Origin of the sequence: Azospirillum halopraeferens DSM 3675 (assembly GCF_000429625.1) — a bacterium.
Lineage (GTDB): Bacteria > Pseudomonadota > Alphaproteobacteria > Azospirillales > Azospirillaceae > Azospirillum > Azospirillum halopraeferens.
In genome coordinates, this window is record NZ_AUCF01000015.1 from 1 (window position 1) to 16,292 (window position 16,292).

18 protein-coding genes are annotated in these 16,292 nt (G+C 72.0%); 11 read left to right on the forward strand and 7 right to left on the reverse strand.

Annotated features, from left to right (window positions below; translation table 11 throughout):
* The 3 genes from G472_RS37235 to G472_RS0115275 form a co-directional block, all read left to right on the forward strand.
* The coding region (locus G472_RS37235) for a calcium-binding protein (RefSeq protein ID WP_211100200.1) at positions 1-902 on the forward strand (902 nt) is incomplete at its 5' end.
* A 126-nt stretch (positions 903-1,028) separates the two neighbouring features.
* Positions 1,029-2,087 carry a tetratricopeptide repeat protein gene (locus G472_RS0115270; RefSeq protein ID WP_029009093.1) on the forward strand — a complete coding sequence of 353 codons (1,059 nt, stop codon included), beginning with the start codon at positions 1,029-1,031 and terminating at the stop codon, positions 2,085-2,087.
* Positions 2,088-2,118: 31 nt separating this feature from the next.
* Positions 2,119-2,700 carry an HdeA/HdeB family chaperone gene (locus G472_RS0115275; protein ID WP_029009094.1) on the forward strand — a complete coding sequence of 194 codons (582 nt, stop codon included), beginning with the start codon at positions 2,119-2,121 and terminating at the stop codon, positions 2,698-2,700.
* Between the two features lie 129 nt (positions 2,701-2,829).
* Here G472_RS0115275 and G472_RS33440 read toward each other — a convergent pair whose 3' ends face one another.
* The 3 genes from G472_RS33440 to G472_RS0115290 form a co-directional block, all read right to left on the reverse strand.
* Positions 2,830-3,642 carry an MBL fold metallo-hydrolase gene (locus G472_RS33440; protein ID WP_035692574.1) on the reverse strand — a complete coding sequence of 271 codons (813 nt, stop codon included), beginning with the start codon at positions 3,640-3,642 and terminating at the stop codon, positions 2,830-2,832.
* A gap of 94 nt (positions 3,643-3,736) precedes the next feature.
* Positions 3,737-4,066: a hypothetical protein gene (locus G472_RS0115285; protein ID WP_029009095.1), complete on the reverse strand. Its 330-nt coding sequence runs from the start codon at positions 4,064-4,066 to the stop codon at positions 3,737-3,739.
* 57 nt (positions 4,067-4,123) lie between these two features.
* Positions 4,124-4,756: a S24 family peptidase gene (locus G472_RS0115290; protein WP_029009096.1), complete on the reverse strand. Its 633-nt coding sequence runs from the start codon at positions 4,754-4,756 to the stop codon at positions 4,124-4,126.
* 207 nt (positions 4,757-4,963) lie between these two features.
* Here G472_RS0115290 and G472_RS0115295 point away from each other — a divergent pair, with 207 nt between their 5' ends.
* From G472_RS0115295 to trxB, 8 genes are all read left to right on the forward strand, one after another.
* On the forward strand, positions 4,964-5,347 hold the full coding sequence (locus G472_RS0115295) for a hypothetical protein (protein WP_029009097.1): 384 nt from the start codon (positions 4,964-4,966) through the stop codon (positions 5,345-5,347).
* Positions 5,344-5,748 carry a hypothetical protein gene (locus tag G472_RS0115300; protein WP_029009098.1) on the forward strand — a complete coding sequence of 135 codons (405 nt, stop codon included), beginning with the start codon at positions 5,344-5,346 and terminating at the stop codon, positions 5,746-5,748. Before G472_RS0115295 ends, G472_RS0115300 begins: the two co-directional genes overlap by 4 nt.
* Before the next feature lie 30 nt (positions 5,749-5,778).
* On the forward strand, positions 5,779-6,231 hold the full coding sequence (locus G472_RS39790) for a hypothetical protein (RefSeq protein WP_211100201.1): 453 nt from the start codon (positions 5,779-5,781) through the stop codon (positions 6,229-6,231).
* A 4-nt stretch (positions 6,232-6,235) separates the two neighbouring features.
* On the forward strand, positions 6,236-7,804 hold the full coding sequence (locus tag G472_RS0115315; RefSeq protein ID WP_035692576.1) for a portal protein: 1,569 nt from the start codon (positions 6,236-6,238) through the stop codon (positions 7,802-7,804).
* Positions 7,797-8,090 carry a Bbp19 family protein gene (locus tag G472_RS33455; RefSeq protein ID WP_051340867.1) on the forward strand — a complete coding sequence of 98 codons (294 nt, stop codon included), beginning with the start codon at positions 7,797-7,799 and terminating at the stop codon, positions 8,088-8,090. Before G472_RS0115315 ends, G472_RS33455 begins: the two co-directional genes overlap by 8 nt.
* Before the next feature lie 3 nt (positions 8,091-8,093).
* A complete protein-coding gene (locus tag G472_RS0115325) occupies positions 8,094-8,831 on the forward strand; it encodes a capsid assembly protein (protein WP_029009100.1) in 738 nt (245 codons plus the stop codon).
* A 138-nt stretch (positions 8,832-8,969) separates the two neighbouring features.
* Positions 8,970-10,892: a hypothetical protein gene (locus G472_RS0115330; protein WP_029009101.1), complete on the forward strand. Its 1,923-nt coding sequence runs from the start codon at positions 8,970-8,972 to the stop codon at positions 10,890-10,892.
* Between the two features lie 20 nt (positions 10,893-10,912).
* On the forward strand, positions 10,913-11,917 hold the full coding sequence (gene trxB, locus G472_RS0115335) for a thioredoxin-disulfide reductase (RefSeq protein ID WP_029009102.1): 1,005 nt from the start codon (positions 10,913-10,915) through the stop codon (positions 11,915-11,917).
* Between the two features lie 59 nt (positions 11,918-11,976).
* On the opposite strand, the gene G472_RS0115340 is transcribed toward trxB, so the two are convergent.
* The 4 genes from G472_RS0115340 to G472_RS0115355 all read right to left on the reverse strand — a co-directional run bounded on the left by G472_RS0115340 (position 11,977) and on the right by G472_RS0115355 (position 16,254).
* The gene (locus G472_RS0115340; protein ID WP_029009103.1) at positions 11,977-12,444 is read right to left on the reverse strand and encodes a Dps family protein; all 468 of its coding nucleotides are present in this window, start codon (positions 12,442-12,444) and stop codon (positions 11,977-11,979) included.
* A gap of 168 nt (positions 12,445-12,612) precedes the next feature.
* Positions 12,613-14,034 carry a diguanylate cyclase domain-containing protein gene (locus G472_RS40605; RefSeq protein WP_156927133.1) on the reverse strand — a complete coding sequence of 474 codons (1,422 nt, stop codon included), beginning with the start codon at positions 14,032-14,034 and terminating at the stop codon, positions 12,613-12,615.
* An 8-nt stretch (positions 14,035-14,042) separates the two neighbouring features.
* Positions 14,043-15,755: a methyl-accepting chemotaxis protein gene (locus tag G472_RS0115350; RefSeq protein ID WP_029009104.1), complete on the reverse strand. Its 1,713-nt coding sequence runs from the start codon at positions 15,753-15,755 to the stop codon at positions 14,043-14,045.
* A 37-nt stretch (positions 15,756-15,792) separates the two neighbouring features.
* Positions 15,793-16,254, reverse strand: a complete 462-nt coding sequence (locus tag G472_RS0115355; RefSeq protein WP_029009105.1) for a cache domain-containing protein — start codon at positions 16,252-16,254, stop codon at positions 15,793-15,795.
* Positions 16,255-16,292: the final 38 nt, after the last annotated feature.

The following is a 16,292-nucleotide window of genomic DNA, read 5'->3' on the forward strand; positions in this document are numbered from 1 at the left end:
CGGTGGTGATCGACGCCCGCACCCTGCCGAGCGGCACGGTCATCGAGCTTCGCAACGTGGAGTTCGCGGCCGTCATCGGGGCGGTGACGGTGACCGGCGGTGCGGGATCGCAGGTGGTGGTGGGCGACGGCAGCGCCCAGACCATCGTGCTGGGCGCCGACGACGACACCCTGCGCGGCGGCGGCGGCAACGACTTCATCGGCTCCGAAGGCGGTGACGACGTGCTGTACGGCGACGACGGCGACGACACGGTGACCGGCGGCATCGGCAACGACATCCTGTACGGCAACCGGCAGGACGACGTGCTCTACGGCAACCAGGGGGACGACACCCTGTTCGGCGGCCAGGATCAGGACACGCTGTTCGGCGGCCAGGACCGCGACGTGCTGCACGGCAACCACGGGACGGACGTGCTGTACGGCAACCTGGGCGACGACGTGCTGTACGGCAACCGGGATGCCGACACGCTGTTCGGCGGGCAGGGGGCGGACACCCTGTTCGGCGGCCAGGGCGACGACGTGCTCTACGGCGGCCTGGGCGACGACGTGCTGGTGGGCGGCCAGGGCGCCGACACCCTGACCGGCGGCCAGGGAGCCGACACCTTCCGCTTCAACGGGCCCGCCGACGGCGGCGACGTGATCACCGACTTCGAGTCGGGAAGCGACCGCATCGCCATCTACAGCCCCGGCTTCGGGCTGACCCTGACGGGCACCCTGCCGTCCGGCCACTTCGCCCTGGACGCTCCGGCCGGGACCCTGCCCACCTTCGTCTTCAACACCCGCACGGGCGAGCTGTCCTTCGACGCCGACGGCAACGGCGCCGGCGCCGCCGTGGCCATCGCAACCCTCAACGTACGGTCGCTCTCCGCATCCGACATCGTGCTGGTCGGTCCCGGGGGGTGACGGGCTCCGGCTGCCGACTCCGGAAGGGCTCCGACGAACGGTGGGTTAACGGAAGATTCAATTGCCGATAAGACAATTGCTATGCTACCGGAACTCAATGGGGTAGGCCCTTTTGGAGAGGCGGCTATGTTCGACTTCGGCTTGGTGTCGCTGCCGGTGATCGCGCTGTCGGCATTGTTCGGATACGCAGTGTTGTTCGATGTGGACTCCGTCCTGTTCCACGAGATCGAGGTGCCCGCCTCACTGGAATACCAGGGCTACACCCCGAAGGTGATGGCCTCCCGCATGGCCCAGGAGGTCAAGGCGATCAAGCGGGAGGCCAGGACGGCCAGGGAGATGCGGCAGTTCAACCTGCCCGACGAGGAGTCGCCGATCCAGGCGCTCGGCCGCTACTACAACTTCCTGACGCCCATCGTGGCGACGCAGGAACTGATGGGGCTGGTGGAGTTCTCCTTCGTCGGCAACATGGTCAAGAGCAAGGACGGGCTGAAGCTGACCGTGCATGGCCTGAACACCAAGACCAACCGGGCCTTCCACTCCACCGTCAGCGGTGCGGACCCGGAGGAACTGGTGAAGAAGGCCGCGCTCGATGCCACCCGCTTCATCGACCCGTACATCGTTGCCTCCTATCATTACGAGCGGACGGTGGCGAGCGGCAGCTCCGATTTCACCCAGACGGTGGAAGAGCTGAAGCACTGCATGCACGCGCTGCCTGACGAGGACCAGCATTGGGTGCACAACCTGTGGGGGCTGGTGCAGCTTCGCCAGGGCAAGTTCGACAACGCGGTGGAGGAGTTCAACACCGCCCTGCGGATCAAGCCGGACTTCGTGCTGTCGGTCCACAACCTCGGCCGCGTGCACATGGCCAAGGGCGAGTACGAGAACGCCATCGGCAAGTTCAAGGAAGTGCTGGCCATGGACGCGGTCGGGCGGGTGCGCACGCCGCACGCCTACACCCTGTGGGGCGATGCGCTGGTGGCGCTGGGCCGGCCGGACGAAGCGGCGAAGATGTACGACATGGCCATCCGCGTCGAACCCGACTATCCCGACTCCTACAACAGCTACGGCAAGCTGCTGATGAGCCAGGGCAAGCGGGGTGAGGCGCGCATCATGCACGATCTGGCGCTGAAGCTGGAGCCGACGCGGGTGGAATTCCGCCAGGCGGTCGAGCAGTTCACGAACTGACGCGGGAATCGCCGCTGGCGGGGAGGGACGGATGCGGGGCCTGCTCCTGACGGTGTTGTCCGGTGCGCTGCTGGCGGCCCTCCCGGCCGCCGCGGCGGAGGATGGCGCAAAGGGCGCGCCGGCGGTCGACGTGGCGACCCTGGCGTGCCGCGATTTCGATGCCATGGCGGAGGCCGACGCCAAGGCGTACGCCGCCGTCACCGTCTGGCTGGACGGGTGGCTGAACGGCCGCGTCAACGAGACCGGCTTCGGTCCGCAAAGCCGCGCGGCGCGCGCCGAAGCGTGGCGGCAGGCGTGCCGGGAGACGCCGGACCGGCCGCTGCTCGACGCCGCCCTCGCCACCACCGCCGACCCCGACGATCCCGCCGCCGGCGACGGGTTCGACATGGCGTTCCTCAAGTGCTACCAGTTCATCGACCTGGCCGAAACGGACCAGCCGGCGGCGGTCACCATCGTGCGCTGGAACGACGGCTGGCACGCCGGCGCCATCGGCGAAACCGCGTTCACGGCCAAGGACCACGAGAAGATGGCCGACGGGTTTCTCGATGCCTGCGCCAACCGCAAGTACCACCGCCGGAACCTGATCCGCATCATGGCCGGCAAGTACCGGTAGCCGCCCTCCCGATCATACGGTCGGCAAGTGATCACTTCCATCAATTGCCGACCGTAAAACCCGGCAGATCAATGCCTTGGCATTGATCGAGAGGGTGATACCGGCGCCATCCTTCAGATGCCGCCGGTATCAGTGGTTGCCCGGCAGCACCATCACGGTGCGCCGCGGCAGGGTGGCACGGGAGAACTGCACGGTGGGGCTGTCGCGCACCACCACCTCGTACTCCGGCCGCATCATCTCCAGGAAGCGCGCCAGGCGCTGTTCGCTGAACCAGTGCATGGGCACCACGACCGCCGGGCGGATGCGGTCGATGGCGCGCCGCACCGTCTCCTGCGCCGCCGTGAAGGAACCGTCGACGGGCACCAGCAGCACGTCGATCAATCCCAGTTCGTTCAGGTGCAGGTCGGTCAGGTCGTGGTGCAGATGGCCGAGATGGGCAATGCACAGGCCCGCCGCCTCGAACACGAAGATGGAGTTGCCGGCCACCCGCGTGCCGCCGACGTCGCGCACGTTGGTGGGCACGTTGCGCACGCGCAGGTCCTTGACGTCGATGTCGTGCTGCGCCATCCCGCCGGCCGGGTCCCAGCCGCGCAGCACATGGGCGATCCCCGGATCGGGGGCGACGGAGTAGTGGGTGACGTGGGCGTTGTTCATGGTGGCCACATCCGGCGTCGCCGATGGCCGGAAGCGGTCGTTGTAGTCGGTCACCGCGCTCACACCGCCGGGTGTCTCGATCAGGAAGCTGGCGTGGCCCAGGAAGGTGACCCGGACGGTTCCCGCCCCCGGCGCCTCCGCCGCCGTCAGGGCCGCCGGCATGAACAGGCCGGGGATGCCGGCGATGGGCAGGCAGTCGGCCCGCGCGACCGGTGCGAGCAGCACCGCGGCAAGCACCGGCAGCAGTCCCGCCAGCCGGCGGAACGGGGAAACGACGGACCGGGCCATGGAGCGCCTCCGCGTGTGTGCATGAACGCTAACGACCTTGGTGCGCTGCGGCCATCGGCAAGGGCGGGGAGCGACAATCACGCCGCCCACGCCATCACACCCGCGTTACCGGATCGCCGCCGGCGATCCGACCCAGCGCCGCGGTGCGGTGGTGGGCCAGCGCCAGCGCCAGGCGGGCAAGCCAGATGTCGCCGGCAGCCGCGGCGGCGGACAGGGCGGCCCGGCGCCGTGCGGCGCCGCGGTGCGCCTCGGCCGCCAGGGCGGCGTGATGGCGCCGGACGGCGGTGGCCTCCAGCACCGCGGCGGCGGTCCGGCCGAGACGGGCGATGCGCACGGCACCGGCCGGCGGCGGGCCCTCGTGGCGTCGTTCCAGGTCGGCAAGCCGGGCGGCGATGCAGGCGTCGGGCGGGGGAGCGCACGTCATGGCGCAACCATGCCCGACGCATCCGGCGCTTTCAAGGATTTTTATCCTAGGATCGACCTACTGGCTGGCCCAGATGATCCGCGCCATCCAGGCCAGTTCGCTGCGCGGGATCACCCGGTCGGGGTGGGCGCGGTTGATGGACATCAGCTCCACCCGGGTGGCCGTCTCGCGCACGAGCTGCTTGGCCATCACCTCCCCCTCGCGCGTGCGCACCACGACGCGGTCGCCGCGGCGGATCTGCGCGGCGGGGGAAACGATGATGGTGTCGCCGTCGCGGTACACCGGCTCCATACTCTCGCCCGCCACCTCCAGCGCGTAGGCGTGGGGGTCGCCGAGGCCGGGAAACAGCAACTCGTCCCAGCCCGCCCCGGCGGGATAGCCGGCGTCGTCGAAATAACCGGCTGCACCGGCCTGGGCGTAGCCGATCACCGGCACCCGCTGCAGGGAGGTGCCCGCCGGCTGGTCGCCCACCAGGCTGACGAACTCCGCCAGGGAGGCGCCGGTGGCCTCCAGCACCTTGGCGATGCTTTCGGTGGAGGGCCAGCGCAGCTTGCCGTCGCCGGTGGTCCGCTTGCTTTTGTTGAAGGTCGTCGGATCCAGCCCGGCACGGCGCGCCAGGCCGGAGGCCGACAGCCCGCTCCGGGCCGCAAGCCGGTCGATCGCCCGCCAGATGTCAGCGTGTTTCAGCATGGGATCATTGTCCCATAATCCACCGGGACCGTCCCTAGGAACGTTTTCATATTGCGCTTGACACGGGCGTCCGAACGGAACATAACGGGAACAAGAGTTCCACCGCCCCGTGCGTCTCCGGTTCCGGCGCACGCGTCGCGCGAATCGTCGCGCATCGCAAGCCGTCGGCCGTGCCGGCGCGGGGCGCACGACAGGAGGTGAATCCCGATGCCCCGCGAACACCGCGTCCCCCGTCCGTCCCGGGAATGCGACGGCGTTCCTTTCGGCAGCGCCGAAGAGGCGTGGTTCTGGTCGGTGCAGGCCCACGACGCCAAGGCGGAAGGTGCCCGCGTCGTCGCCGGGCGCGGCCTCGTGGCCCGCCCGTGCGAACCCGACGACGTGCTGCGCACCGTCGACCGGCTGTACCGCCAACGCCGGCTGGTGCGCGACCATCTGCATGTTCTGGTCCATTACGGCCGCCGCCTGATGGCTCCCGATCCCGCCCGCCGCCTGGAGCAGCGCGCCAGCACCCTGTGGCGGGAGGCGTTCGCCTGCCTGTCCCCGGTGCTGCGCGACAAGGGGATCGTGCAGGACGCGGGCGTGCCGCGATGAGCCGCCCCGCCGCCCCACCATCCCCGCCGCCGCCCGCGGCGCTGGTGGCCTTCTCCGGCGCGGCCGAGCTGTGGTGGCTGCGCCTGCTGCGCCCCGGGTTCCGCCACTGCTTCGTGGTGGTGAACGACGGGCGTCACTGGGTGCTGCTGGACCCGCTCGCCCCCTTCACCGACGTCGCGGTGCTGGAGGTGGACGCCGCCTTCGACCTGGCCGGATGGCTGCGGGCCCGCGGGATGGCGGTCGTCCCTGCGCGGCCCCGCCGCGGCCTGACCCGCCCGGCCCCCTGGGCGCCCTTCACCTGCGTGGAGGCGGTCAAGCGGGTGCTGGGCCTGCACGCTCCCCTGGTCGTGACGCCCTGGCAGCTCTACCGCCACCTCGTCCGCGAACGCCTGCCCGCCTGAAGCCCGCCCCATCCACCGGAGGTTCCGTCCATGGCCAGCGTCTTCTCCGCCCCCCGCCCACCGTCCCAGCCCGCTCCGGAGCCGGCCCCGGCTCCCCCTCCGCCGCCGCCACCCGTGCCGCGGGAGCCGCCGCCGCCGGAACCGCCGCCCCCGCCGCCGCCGCCGCCGCCGCCGCCGGTGTGGGAGCCGCCCGCCCCGCCCCCCGCCCCGCCGCCGCCGCCGGCCCCCACGCCGCCCTATTGGACGGAGCCGCCGTGGTGGGTGACCAACCCCCCGGTCTACACCCCCCCGCCGGCCCCGCCGCCCGCGCCGACGCCCGACCCCCTGCCCGATCCCGACCCCGCGGAGGATCCGGACACCGCGGCGGAGGCGGCGCTGAACCGCCGGGCGCGCAGCCGCAGCGGCACCGTGCGCACCTCGTGGCGCGGTGTGCTGGAGCCGGGCGCGCTGGTCCCCGCCCGTAAGCGCCTGCTGGGGGAGTGAGGCTATGACCCCGTTCATTCCTTCCGCAGCGGCGGGCGATCCGGCGGATGCCGCCCGGGCGCTGCTGGACCGCTTCCGCGCCGCCAGGGCGCGCCGCTCCCCGTGGGAGGGGCACTGGCAGGACTGCTACGACTATGCCCTGCCCAACGGCCGGTCGTTCCGGGAGCGGGGCACCGCCGGCGACCGCCGGGTCGACCGGCTGTTCGACGGCACCGCCCCCGACGCGGTGGAGCAGCTCGCCGCCAGCCTGCTGTCCCAGTTGACGCCGCCGTGGTCGCACTGGCTGGGGCTCCGGCCGGGGCCGGAACTGACCGACGCCGAGCGCGACCGGATCGCCCCCCTGCTGGACCGGGCGGCGGGGATCGTGCAGGCCCATTTCGACCGTTCCAACTTTGCCGTCGAGGTGCACCAATCCTTCCTGGACCTGGCCACCGTGGGCACCGCCTGCCTGCTGATGGAGGAGGCCGCCCCCGGGGAGCCCGCCGCCTTCCGCTTCACCGCCGTGCCGCTGGCCGACGCGGTGCTGGAGGAAGGGCCGGAGGGGCGGCTGGACATCACCTTCCGCGCCGACGAGCTGACGCTGGCCCAGATCGAGCGGCGCTTCGCCGCCGCCGATCTGCCCGAGGCGGTGCGCCGCCGCGGCGGCGAGGAGCCGGACCTGCGCTTTCCCGTGGTCGAGGCGGTGATCCCCGACGGCACCGCCTACCGCTGGTCGGTGGTGCTGGACAGCGGCCTGGCCGAGCCGGCCCTGCTGGCGGACGGGCGCTTCGCCCGCAGCCCCTTCATCAACTTCCGCTGGCTGAAGGCGCCGGGGGAGGTCTATGGCCGCTCCCCCGTCATGAAGGCGCTGCCCGACATCAAGACCGCCAACAAGGTGGTGGAGCTGGTGCTGAAGAACGCCTCCGTGGCGGTCACCGGCATCTGGCAGGCGGACGACGACGGGGTGCTGAACCCGGCGACCATCCGCCTGGTGCCGGGGACGATCATCCCCAAGGCGGTGGGTTCGGCCGGGCTGACGCCGCTGGCCAACCCCGGCCGATTCGACGTGTCGCAGCTCGTGCTCGACGATCTGCGCGCGCGCATCCGCCACGCCCTGCTGGCGGACCGGCTGGCCCCGGTTGCCGATGCCCGCATGACCGCCACCGAGGTGATGGAGCGCGCCGCCGAAATGGGGCGCCTGCTGGGCGCCACCTACGGCCGCTTGCAGACCGAGCTGGTCACCCCCCTGGTGCTGCGCGCCGTCGCCATCCTGCGCCGCCGCGGCGCCATCCCGGACATCACCGTCGACGGCCGGCTGGTCGAGCTGCAGCACCGGTCACCCCTGGCCCGGGCGCAGGCCCAGCGCGACGCCCAGTCGACGCTGCGCTGGCTGGAGGCGGCGCACGCCCTGGGTCCGGCCGCCCTGGCCACGGTGGACGCCCCGGCCACCGCCCGCTGGCTGGCCGAGGCGTTCGGCGTGCCGGGCACGCTGGTCCGCCGGGCCCCGCTCCCGGAGCCGGTGCCGCCCCCGGTGCCGCCGGCTCCGGAACCCCCGGAACCGGCGGCCCTGCCGGCGGAGGTGGTCCATGGCTGACCCGGCAGCCGATCCCGGCGGCTGGGCCTGGTTCGCCGCCGACGCCCCGTCCGTTCCCGACGACGACCCCGCGCCGGTCTTCGCCCGCTGCTTCGCCGGTCCGGACGGCCGGCGGGTGCTGGCGGTCCTGACGGCGATGACGCTGGAGCGCACGCTCGGCCCCGACGCCGGCGATGCGGCGCTGCGCCACCTGGAGGGCCAGCGCCGGCTGGTCGCCACCATCCTCGCCCTGGTCGCCCGCGGCCGCGGCGAGGCCCCCCGTTCCCCCCTCGCGAAGGAGACCTGACTCATGGCCGAGAACCTGCTGACCGCCCCCGTGGGCGAGACGTCCGCCGCCGGGCGCCCGGCCCACGTACCGGACAAGTTCTGGGACCCCGCCGCCGGCGCCGTGCGCCTGGAGGCGCTGCTGAAGTCCTATCTGGAGTTGGAGCGCAAGCTGTCGGCCATGGCCGGCGGGGCGCCGGGCGCCGGAGAGCCGCCGGACCGCGCGTCCCTGCTGCGCACGCTGGGCGTGCCCGAGGCGCCGGACGGCTACTGCATCGCCTGCGACCACGGGCTGTTCCAGCCCGACCCGGAGATCAACGGCCGCCTGCACGCCGCCGGCTTCACGCCGGAGCAGGCGCAGCTCCTCTACGATCTGGCGGCGGAGCGCATGGTGCCGCTGATCCGGGACCTGGCGGCCGAGTTCCAGGCGGAGCGCGAGGTGGAGCGCCTGGTCGCCCACTTCGGCGGCGAGGAGCGGTGGCGGGAGGTGTCGCGCCAGCTCCTGGCCTGGGCCGCCAGAACCCTGCCGCCGGCCGCGGTGGAGGGGCTGTCGACCACCTACGAGGGGGTGATGGCGCTCCACCGGATGATGACCGGGAGTGAGCCGGCGGCCCTGCGCGGCGAAGGCGGCGGCCCCGCCACCGGCGGCAGCGAGGCCGAACTCCACGCCCTGATGCGCGATCCCCGCTATTGGCGCGACCGCGATCCCGCCCTGGTGACGCGGGTGACCGACGGCTTCCGGCGTCTCTATCCGGGGACCTGACGGCGGCGGCGCGGTCGCGGGCGCCGCCCGCACCGCGCCCCCCCTTTCCCGCGCCGCCGCACGGTTTACCTCTGTCGCGACCGCGGACGAGCGGCTATAACCGACGATCCGGCCACCGCGACCGAAGCCCTGCTTGCCATGCCTTTGCGAATCGAGACTTTTTCCAACGTCACCGGCGGTTTCAGCTTTTTCAAGGCGGTCGGGCATCCGATCGCGGCCCCCAAGGCGGCGGCGCTGGTGCAGCGGCTGGCCTCCGGCGGGCCGGTGGCCGTGGTCGACCCCTACGGCATGGCCGCGGCCTTCGCCGAATTCTACGACCTGTCCCGCGTCCCCGTCGAGGGGGTGTACGTGCAGGACGTGGAGGCGGTTGGGCGCACCATCCTGGGGCATACGGCCCGTCCGATCACCCTGCTGCCGGACAGCGGCGCGCGTACGGTGTTCGTGGCGGCGTTCGATTCCCAGCGGATCGAGAACCACATCGCCCACCTCGTGCCCCGCGGGAGCGACAGCCGTGCCGTCGACGTGGTGTCCCTGGACGCCATGCGGCTGCCCGAGGACATGCTGACCGACCCCACCAACTATCTGTCCCGGTTCAACTGGGCGACCAACTTCGCCTGGCTGCGCGACGCCGACGGGCGGCACACCCGCATCGTCTCGGCCAACTACTGGACCGGCTACGGCGCGCGGGCGCCGCGGCTGTGGGCGCGCCTGTTCGATGCCGACGGCACCGCCCTGGCCGACTGGACCGAGGCGATGCCGCCGGCCGGCGGCACGGTGGTGGTGGACAGCCGCGCGGTGCGCCACCGTTTCGGGCTGGGCGACTTCTGCGGCACCCTGTTCCTGCACGTGATCGGCGCCGCCGGCCACGACGTGGTGAAGTACGCCCTGGACACGTACGGCGACGACCCGGACGAGCTGTCGTGCACCCACGACGCCAACGCCTGGCCGGCCGAACGCTACGCCGGCCTGCCGGCCCCCAAGGAGGACGAGCGGGTGCTTTTGTGGGTGCAGAACAGCCACCCCTGCCCCATCCCGCCGGGCGCCGTCGGCCTGAACCTGATGGGGCGCGACGACATCCGCCCCCTGGAGGCGGAGGTGCCGCCCTTCGCCACCGTCGCCATCGACACCCGCGACCTGTTCCCCGACGCGCGCTGGCCGCAGCAGTTCGAGGTGCAGGCGGGCAAGCATTTCGTGCGGCCGCGCTACGAGGTGGTGGCCGACAGCGGCCGGCGCCGCATCGCCCACGCCAACGTGGAGCGCACCGACCTGAAGCCCGACCCCAGGCTGGCGGCCCTGGCGCCGCTGCTGGGCAAGGGGCACATCCTGCCCGCCCCCCTGCTGCCGCCGGAGCGCTGGCGCACCATCGTGCTGCCCACGCCCATGAGCACGGCGCAGGAGTCGCTGCCGGTGCAGGCGGTCGTCTACGACGCCTCCGGCCGCGAACGGGCGCGCCACCGCTTCGGCAACACGGCGCGCAGCGACAGCGTGGCCCTGGACGTCACCGATCTGTTGGGCGCCGCCGACCTGCCCGGCGGCTGGGGCCATGTGGAGCTGCTGTACGATTTCGATGCCGGCACCTGCGCCGACGGCTGGCTGCACGCGCTGTTCCGCTACGAGGCGCGCGCCGGCGGCCACGCCGCGGAGACCAGCTTCGGCAGCCACATCTTCAACACGGTCCTGACCTACCGGGACGAGCCGCAGAGCTACCACGGCCGCCCGCCCGGCCTGTCGACGCGGCTGTTCCTGCGCCTCGGGCCGGCGCCGTGGGACACCTTCTGCCACCTGGTCTATCCGGCGTCGACGCCGTGGCACGCCGCCAGCGACACCCATCTCGTGCTGACGCGCCGCGACGGGGTGGAGGTGGCGCGCCGCCGCATCGCCATTCCCTGCGGCGGCTCGCGCCTGTTCCAGTACGGCGCCACCTTCACCGAGGCGGAACGGGCGGCGGCCGGCGATCATGCCTATGTGATGATCCGCGACACCACCTGCCGGCTGTTCGGCTATCACGGCTGCCTCAGCGGTGACGGAGCCTTCAGCCTTGACCATATGTTCGGATATTAGTCATTCCTGACGGAAGTCCCATGGCCACCACGCACCACTCCAGGGTCCTGATCATCGGGGCCGGTCCGGCCGGCTACACCGCCGCCATCTACGCCGCGCGCGCCAACCTGCAGCCGACGCTGGTGCAGGGCATGCAGCCCGGCGGCCAGCTCACCATCACCACCGACGTCGAGAACTATCCCGGCTTCGCCGAGCCCGTCATGGGCCCGTGGCTGATGGAGCAGATGCAGAAGCAGGCGGAGAACGTCGGCACGAAGACGATCTTCGACGTGATCGTCGACGTCGACTTCACCCGCCGCCCCTTCGTCGCCCGGGGCGATTCCGGCGACACCTACACCGCCGACGCGGTCATCATCGCCACCGGCGCCCAGGCCAAATGGCTGGGGCTGGAGAGCGAGCAGACCTTCCGCGGCGCCGGCGTGTCCGCCTGCGCCACCTGCGACGGCTTCTTCTTCCGCGGCAAGGAGGTCGTGGTGGTCGGCGGCGGCAACTCCGCGGTGGAGGAGGCGCTCTACCTCACCCACCACGCGTCGACGGTGACGGTCATCCACCGCCGCGACGCCTTCCGGTCGGAAAAGATCCTGCAGGACCGCCTGTTCCGCAACGAGAAGATCCGCGTGGTGTGGCACGGCGTCGTCGACGAGATCGTCGGCGAGGGCGCCGGCACCCTGGACGACCCGCGGCGCGTCACCGGCGTGCGCGTGCGCGACGTGCGGTCCGGCGAGACGTCGGTCATCCCGTGCGAGGGCGTGTTCGTCGCCATCGGCCACGCCCCGGCGACCGAGGTGTTCAAGGGCAAGCTGCGGATGGACGAGGCCGGCTACATCGTCACCACGCCCGACAGCACCGCCACCGACATCCCCGGCGTCTTCGCCGCCGGGGACGTGAAGGACAAGGTGTTCCGCCAGGCGGTGACCGCCGCCGGCATGGGCTGCATGGCGGCCCTGGAGGCGGAGCGCTGGCTGGCCGCCAGCGAACCCGCCGCCGGCGCCCACGCGGTGGCGAGCCCGGCCGGCTCCTGGTAGGGGCCGGGACACTCCCCTCTCCCGCGGCCCGCGGGAGAGGGTTGCTGCGCACCGGCGCCTTACGCCAGCAGGCTGCGGAGCATCCAGGCGGTCTTTTCGTGGATCTGCAGGCGCTGGGTCAGCAGGTCCGCGGTCGGCTGGTCGTTGGCGGTCTCGGCCGTGGGGAACACCTGGCGGGCCGTGCGGGCCACCGCCTCGTGCCCCTCGACGAGCTGGCGGATCATGTCCTGCGCCTGCGGCACCGACGTCTCCTCGCGGATGGTCGTCAGGGCGGCGTACTGGGAGAAGCTGCCGGGGGCCGGGAAGCCCAGCGCGCGGATGCGCTCGGCGATCTCGTCCAGGGCGTTCCACAGCTCGGTGTACTGCTGCATGAACATGTCATGCAGCGTGTTGAACATCGGTCCGGTGACGTTCCAGTGGAAGCTGTGCGTCTTCATGTACAGGGCGAACGTGTCGGCAAGCACGCGGCTCAGCCCCTCGGCGATGGCTTTGCGGTCGCTCTCGGCGATTCCGATGTCGATCTGCATGGTCGAACACTCCTGTCTCAGATGAGGGTCAAAGGTAATCCCCGACCGGTAATTTAGAGCTGTTCCAAACTGTCGCACCCCTCCCGAAGGCGGGGAGATTCACCGGTTCGGGATGCTGAACCGCTGCCGGCCGTTGTCAAGCCTGTCCCGCGGGACCCTGGTCTTCCGTCACAGCCCGTCCAGGTAGGCCACCGGGTCGGTGGAGAAGAACCGGTACACGTTCCGTCCCTGCCCCTTGGACCGGTACATGGCGGTGTCCGCGTGCTTCATCAGGGCGGCCGCGGCCTGGCCGTCGCGCGGGAAGATGGCGATGCCGATGGACACCCCGATGGTCACCGTGGCCGCCTCCAGTTCGAACGGCTGTCCGACGGCGTTGATGATTCGCCGGGCGACCTCGCCCGCCTCCTCGTCGCACGCCAGATCGGTCAGCAGCACCACGAACTCGTCGCCGCCGAGGCGCGACACGGTGTCGTACTCGCGCACGCAGGCCCGCAGGCGATAGGCCACCGCCTGCAACAGCTCGTCCCCCGCCTCGTGGCCGTACGTGTCGTTGACCCCCTTGAACAGGTCCAGATCGAGGAACAGCAGCGCCAGCAGCTTGCCGCTGCGGTTGGCGCGGGCGATCGCCTGGTTCAGACGGTCCTCGAACAGCACGCGGTTGGGCAGCTCGGTCAGGGGATCGAAATGGGCGCGCTGCCACGCCCGCCGCTCGGCGTCCTTGCGTTCGGTGATGTCCTCCTTCACCGCGATGAAGTGGCGGATGCTGCCGTCCGCCGCCAGCACCGGGGCGATCGAGGTGTTCTCCCAATAGCATTCGCCGCTCTTGCGCCGATTGTAGAACTCGCCGCGCCACTCCTTGCCGGCGCGGATGGTCTTCCACATGTCGCGGTAGACGTCGGGCGGGGTGTGGCCGCTCTTGAACATGGACGGCGTCTTGCCCAGCACCTCGTCGGGGGTCCAGCCGCTGGCCTCGCTGAACTTGGGATTGATGTACTCGATGACGCCGTGCCGGTCGGTGATCAGCATGGGCACCGGGCTGTGCTCGACGGCGGCCAGCAGCGTCAGCACCCGTTCCTCCAGGCGCGCCCGCTCGGTCTCGCCGGCGCGCAGGTCCAGGGCGTTGCGTTTGAACACGTCGACGGCGCGGGCCATGGCGCCGATCTCGTCGGCCCGGCCGGTCTCCGGCACCTCGACGGTGGCATCGCCGCGGGCCAGCCGGTGCATGGCGCGGGTGATGCGCGACAGCGGCCCCAGCACGCGGCGCTGCACGTACAGGAAGGCTCCGGCCATGGCGGTGAAGGCCCCGACCGTCAGCAGGACCTGTGCGGCCAGCGCCACCGTCAGCGCCCGCACGTCCTCCGCGCCGTCGGCCCGGGCCGCTTCCAGATGCTCCAGCGAGCGATGGATGGCGATGCCCGCACCGGCCAGGAACAGCAGCAGGACGCACACCAGCACGGCCGCCAGCGTCGTGCCGATGACGCGCGGTGCGGGCGGCTGCCCGGCGGTGGGGTCGTTGCGGGCGGACTGGGGGATTCGAACCTCCGCGCCGGATGAGCGGCAGGGGCGACCCGGCCGGCGGCGAAACCGCACGGGCGGACTCACCCCTGCCGCAGCCGGCCGATGAACTGTTTCACCTCATTGTTGAGGGCCGCTGCCTGACCGTCAAGCAGTTCCGCGGCCTCCAGCACCTCTCCGGCGGCAACCCCGGTTTCTCCGGCGGCGGCGGAGACGCCGGCGATGGTGTGCGTCACCACACCGGTGCCGGCCGCCGCCTCCTGCACGTTGCGGGCGATGGCGCCGGTGGCCGCCGCCTGCTGCTCCATGGCCGCGGCGATGGAGGCGATGACGCGGTCGATGCCGACCACGGTTTCCCCCACCCCCCGGATGGCGCCCACGGCGTCCCCGGTGACCTGCTGCATGCCGGCGACCTGGGTCTGGATGTCGTCGGTGGCTTTGGCGGTCTGGGTCGCCAGGATCTTCACCTCCTGGGCCACCACGGCGAAGCCCTTGCCCGCCTCCCCCGCCCGCGCCGCCTCGATGGTGGCGTTCAGCGCCAGCAGGTTGGTGCGGGCGGCGATGGCGTTGATCAGGCCGACGATCTCGCCGATCCGGCCGGCCGCCTCCGACAGGCCGACGACGTGGGCGTCGGTGCGCTCCACCGCCCCCACCGCCTCGCGCACCATCGCGAAGGACCGGCGCACCTGTTCCCCGATTCCGGCGATGGCGGCGGACATCTCCTCGGTGGCGGCGGCGGCGGTCTGCACGCTGTCGCCCGCCTGCTGGCTGGCCGCGGCGACGGCGGCGGCCTGCTCGTCGGTGGCGGTGGCGCGCGCCAGCATGCCCGCAGCGTTGGTGCGCACCTGGTGCGCCCCGGCACCCACCTGCTGCACCACCTCGCTGACGCGCGTTTCGAACAGGTCGGCCAGGTCGCGGACGGCGCGCCGTTTCTCGTCCTCGGCGGCGGCCTTCTGCCGCTCCTGCTCGGCCTTCAGGTGCTCCACCTCGCGGGCGTTGTCGCGGAAGACCTGAAGGGCGCGGGCCATGGCGCCGATCTCGTTGTTCATCCCGGCACCCTCGATGGGGGTGTCGAGGCGGCCGGCAGCCAGCGCGCCGGTGCTGTGCGACAGGGCGCGCAGGGGCCCCGTGATGGTGCGCGCCAGCACCAGGCCGGACACCACCATGCCCGCCAGCACCAGCGCCATCACCAGGGCGAAGTCCCGCCGCGCTTCCCGCGATGCCTCGCGGGTGTCGGCGGTGGCGGTGGCGGTGGCGGTGGCGACCGCCTCGCGGGCGGCCAGGATGCGCTCGGTCAGGTCGGCGAACCGCTCGTCCACATGGGCCATCAGCGGGATGGCGATCAGCCGGTCGATGGCCGCCATCTGGTTCATGTCGGCCACCGCCGCGGCGTAGGCGTCCAGCCGGGCGGCGATGTCGGCGAGCATGGCGCGCTCGGCGTCGGGCAGGGACAGGCCGGCCAGGTCGCCCAGCGCCGCCCGCGCCTCCCCCAGGTTGGCGGCGATGTCGTCGAGGATCACCCGGAGCTTGGCGTCCTCCAGCCCCGACCCCGCCAGCGCCAGGTGGCGCGACACGTCGGAATGGATGCGGAAGGCGGTGGCGACCAGCCGCTCCATGCGCTCGCGCTGTTCCCCGGCCGAGCCGTGGATGGCGTCGATGGCCGACACCGCGCGCTCCGACTGGCGGTCGGCCGCCAGCAGCACCGCCACCGTCACCAGAACGCCGAGCAGCGGCGCCACGAACACCCGCACCGTCACCGACAGCCCGCTCAACCACGCCAGCATGCCCCGGCCCATGGTCCGCTCCTTTGCCCGCGAGGCGCGCCGCTGCGCGCTACTTGTAGATCCCGACGTAGGCGATCAGATCCCGGCCGGGCACCCGCTTCACGTAGGTGACCTTCGGCTCGATCCTGTTGGAGGCCGGGTTCAGCCAGCGGTACTCCACCCAGCCCTCGCCGGGGCCCCTGGCCACCGCGATGATGTCCTGCACCAGCAGCTTGCCGTCGGCGTCCTTGACGTTGAGGACGCTCTGCCCGACGCCGGCCGGGCGCGGCGGGTAGACCTTCCACACCCCGTCCATGTCGATGACGTTGACGTAGATCTCGCCGTACTTGAACGGGCCGTCGGCGTTGAACGTCGCGGCGGCCTCCTCCAGCCCGGCGGTGGCCACCAGGTCCGCCGCCTTCAGGGTCAGCGCCCGGGCGTCGTCCATGGTGGGCTTGTCCCCGGCGGCGGCCGGAGCGGCGAGGCCGGCGGCCAGAAGGCCGGCGGCGAGAAGGCGGAACAGGAAACGCATCGGTCAGGTCCCCGGATCGTCGGTTCGGCAATGCTGCG

Bases quoted from the DNA above. Each gene is read 5' to 3' on its own strand.
- G472_RS0115285 (WP_029009095.1), bottom strand. From the start codon at position 4,066: ATGACGTGCGCTCCCCCGCCCGACGCCTGCATCGCCGCCCGGCTTGCC.
- G472_RS33455 (WP_051340867.1), top strand. From the start codon at position 7,797: ATGGCTGACCCGGCAGCCGATCCCGGCGGCTGGGCCTGGTTCGCCGCC.
- trxB (WP_029009102.1), top strand. From the start codon at position 10,913: ATGGCCACCACGCACCACTCCAGGGTCCTGATCATCGGGGCCGGTCCG.
- G472_RS0115275 (WP_029009094.1), top strand. From the start codon at position 2,119: ATGCGGGGCCTGCTCCTGACGGTGTTGTCCGGTGCGCTGCTGGCGGCC.
- G472_RS0115270 (WP_029009093.1), top strand. From the start codon at position 1,029: ATGTTCGACTTCGGCTTGGTGTCGCTGCCGGTGATCGCGCTGTCGGCA.
- G472_RS0115315 (WP_035692576.1), top strand. From the start codon at position 6,236: ATGACCCCGTTCATTCCTTCCGCAGCGGCGGGCGATCCGGCGGATGCC.
- G472_RS0115325 (WP_029009100.1), top strand. From the start codon at position 8,094: ATGGCCGAGAACCTGCTGACCGCCCCCGTGGGCGAGACGTCCGCCGCC.
- G472_RS39790 (WP_211100201.1), top strand. From the start codon at position 5,779: ATGGCCAGCGTCTTCTCCGCCCCCCGCCCACCGTCCCAGCCCGCTCCG.
- G472_RS0115330 (WP_029009101.1), top strand. From the start codon at position 8,970: ATGCCTTTGCGAATCGAGACTTTTTCCAACGTCACCGGCGGTTTCAGC.
- G472_RS0115290 (WP_029009096.1), bottom strand. From the start codon at position 4,756: ATGCTGAAACACGCTGACATCTGGCGGGCGATCGACCGGCTTGCGGCC.
- G472_RS0115340 (WP_029009103.1), bottom strand. From the start codon at position 12,444: ATGCAGATCGACATCGGAATCGCCGAGAGCGACCGCAAAGCCATCGCC.
- G472_RS33440 (WP_035692574.1), bottom strand. From the start codon at position 3,642: ATGGCCCGGTCCGTCGTTTCCCCGTTCCGCCGGCTGGCGGGACTGCTG.
- G472_RS0115300 (WP_029009098.1), top strand. From the start codon at position 5,344: ATGAGCCGCCCCGCCGCCCCACCATCCCCGCCGCCGCCCGCGGCGCTG.
- G472_RS0115295 (WP_029009097.1), top strand. From the start codon at position 4,964: ATGCCCCGCGAACACCGCGTCCCCCGTCCGTCCCGGGAATGCGACGGC.
- G472_RS0115355 (WP_029009105.1), bottom strand. From the start codon at position 16,254: ATGCGTTTCCTGTTCCGCCTTCTCGCCGCCGGCCTTCTGGCCGCCGGC.
- G472_RS0115350 (WP_029009104.1), bottom strand. From the start codon at position 15,755: ATGGGCCGGGGCATGCTGGCGTGGTTGAGCGGGCTGTCGGTGACGGTG.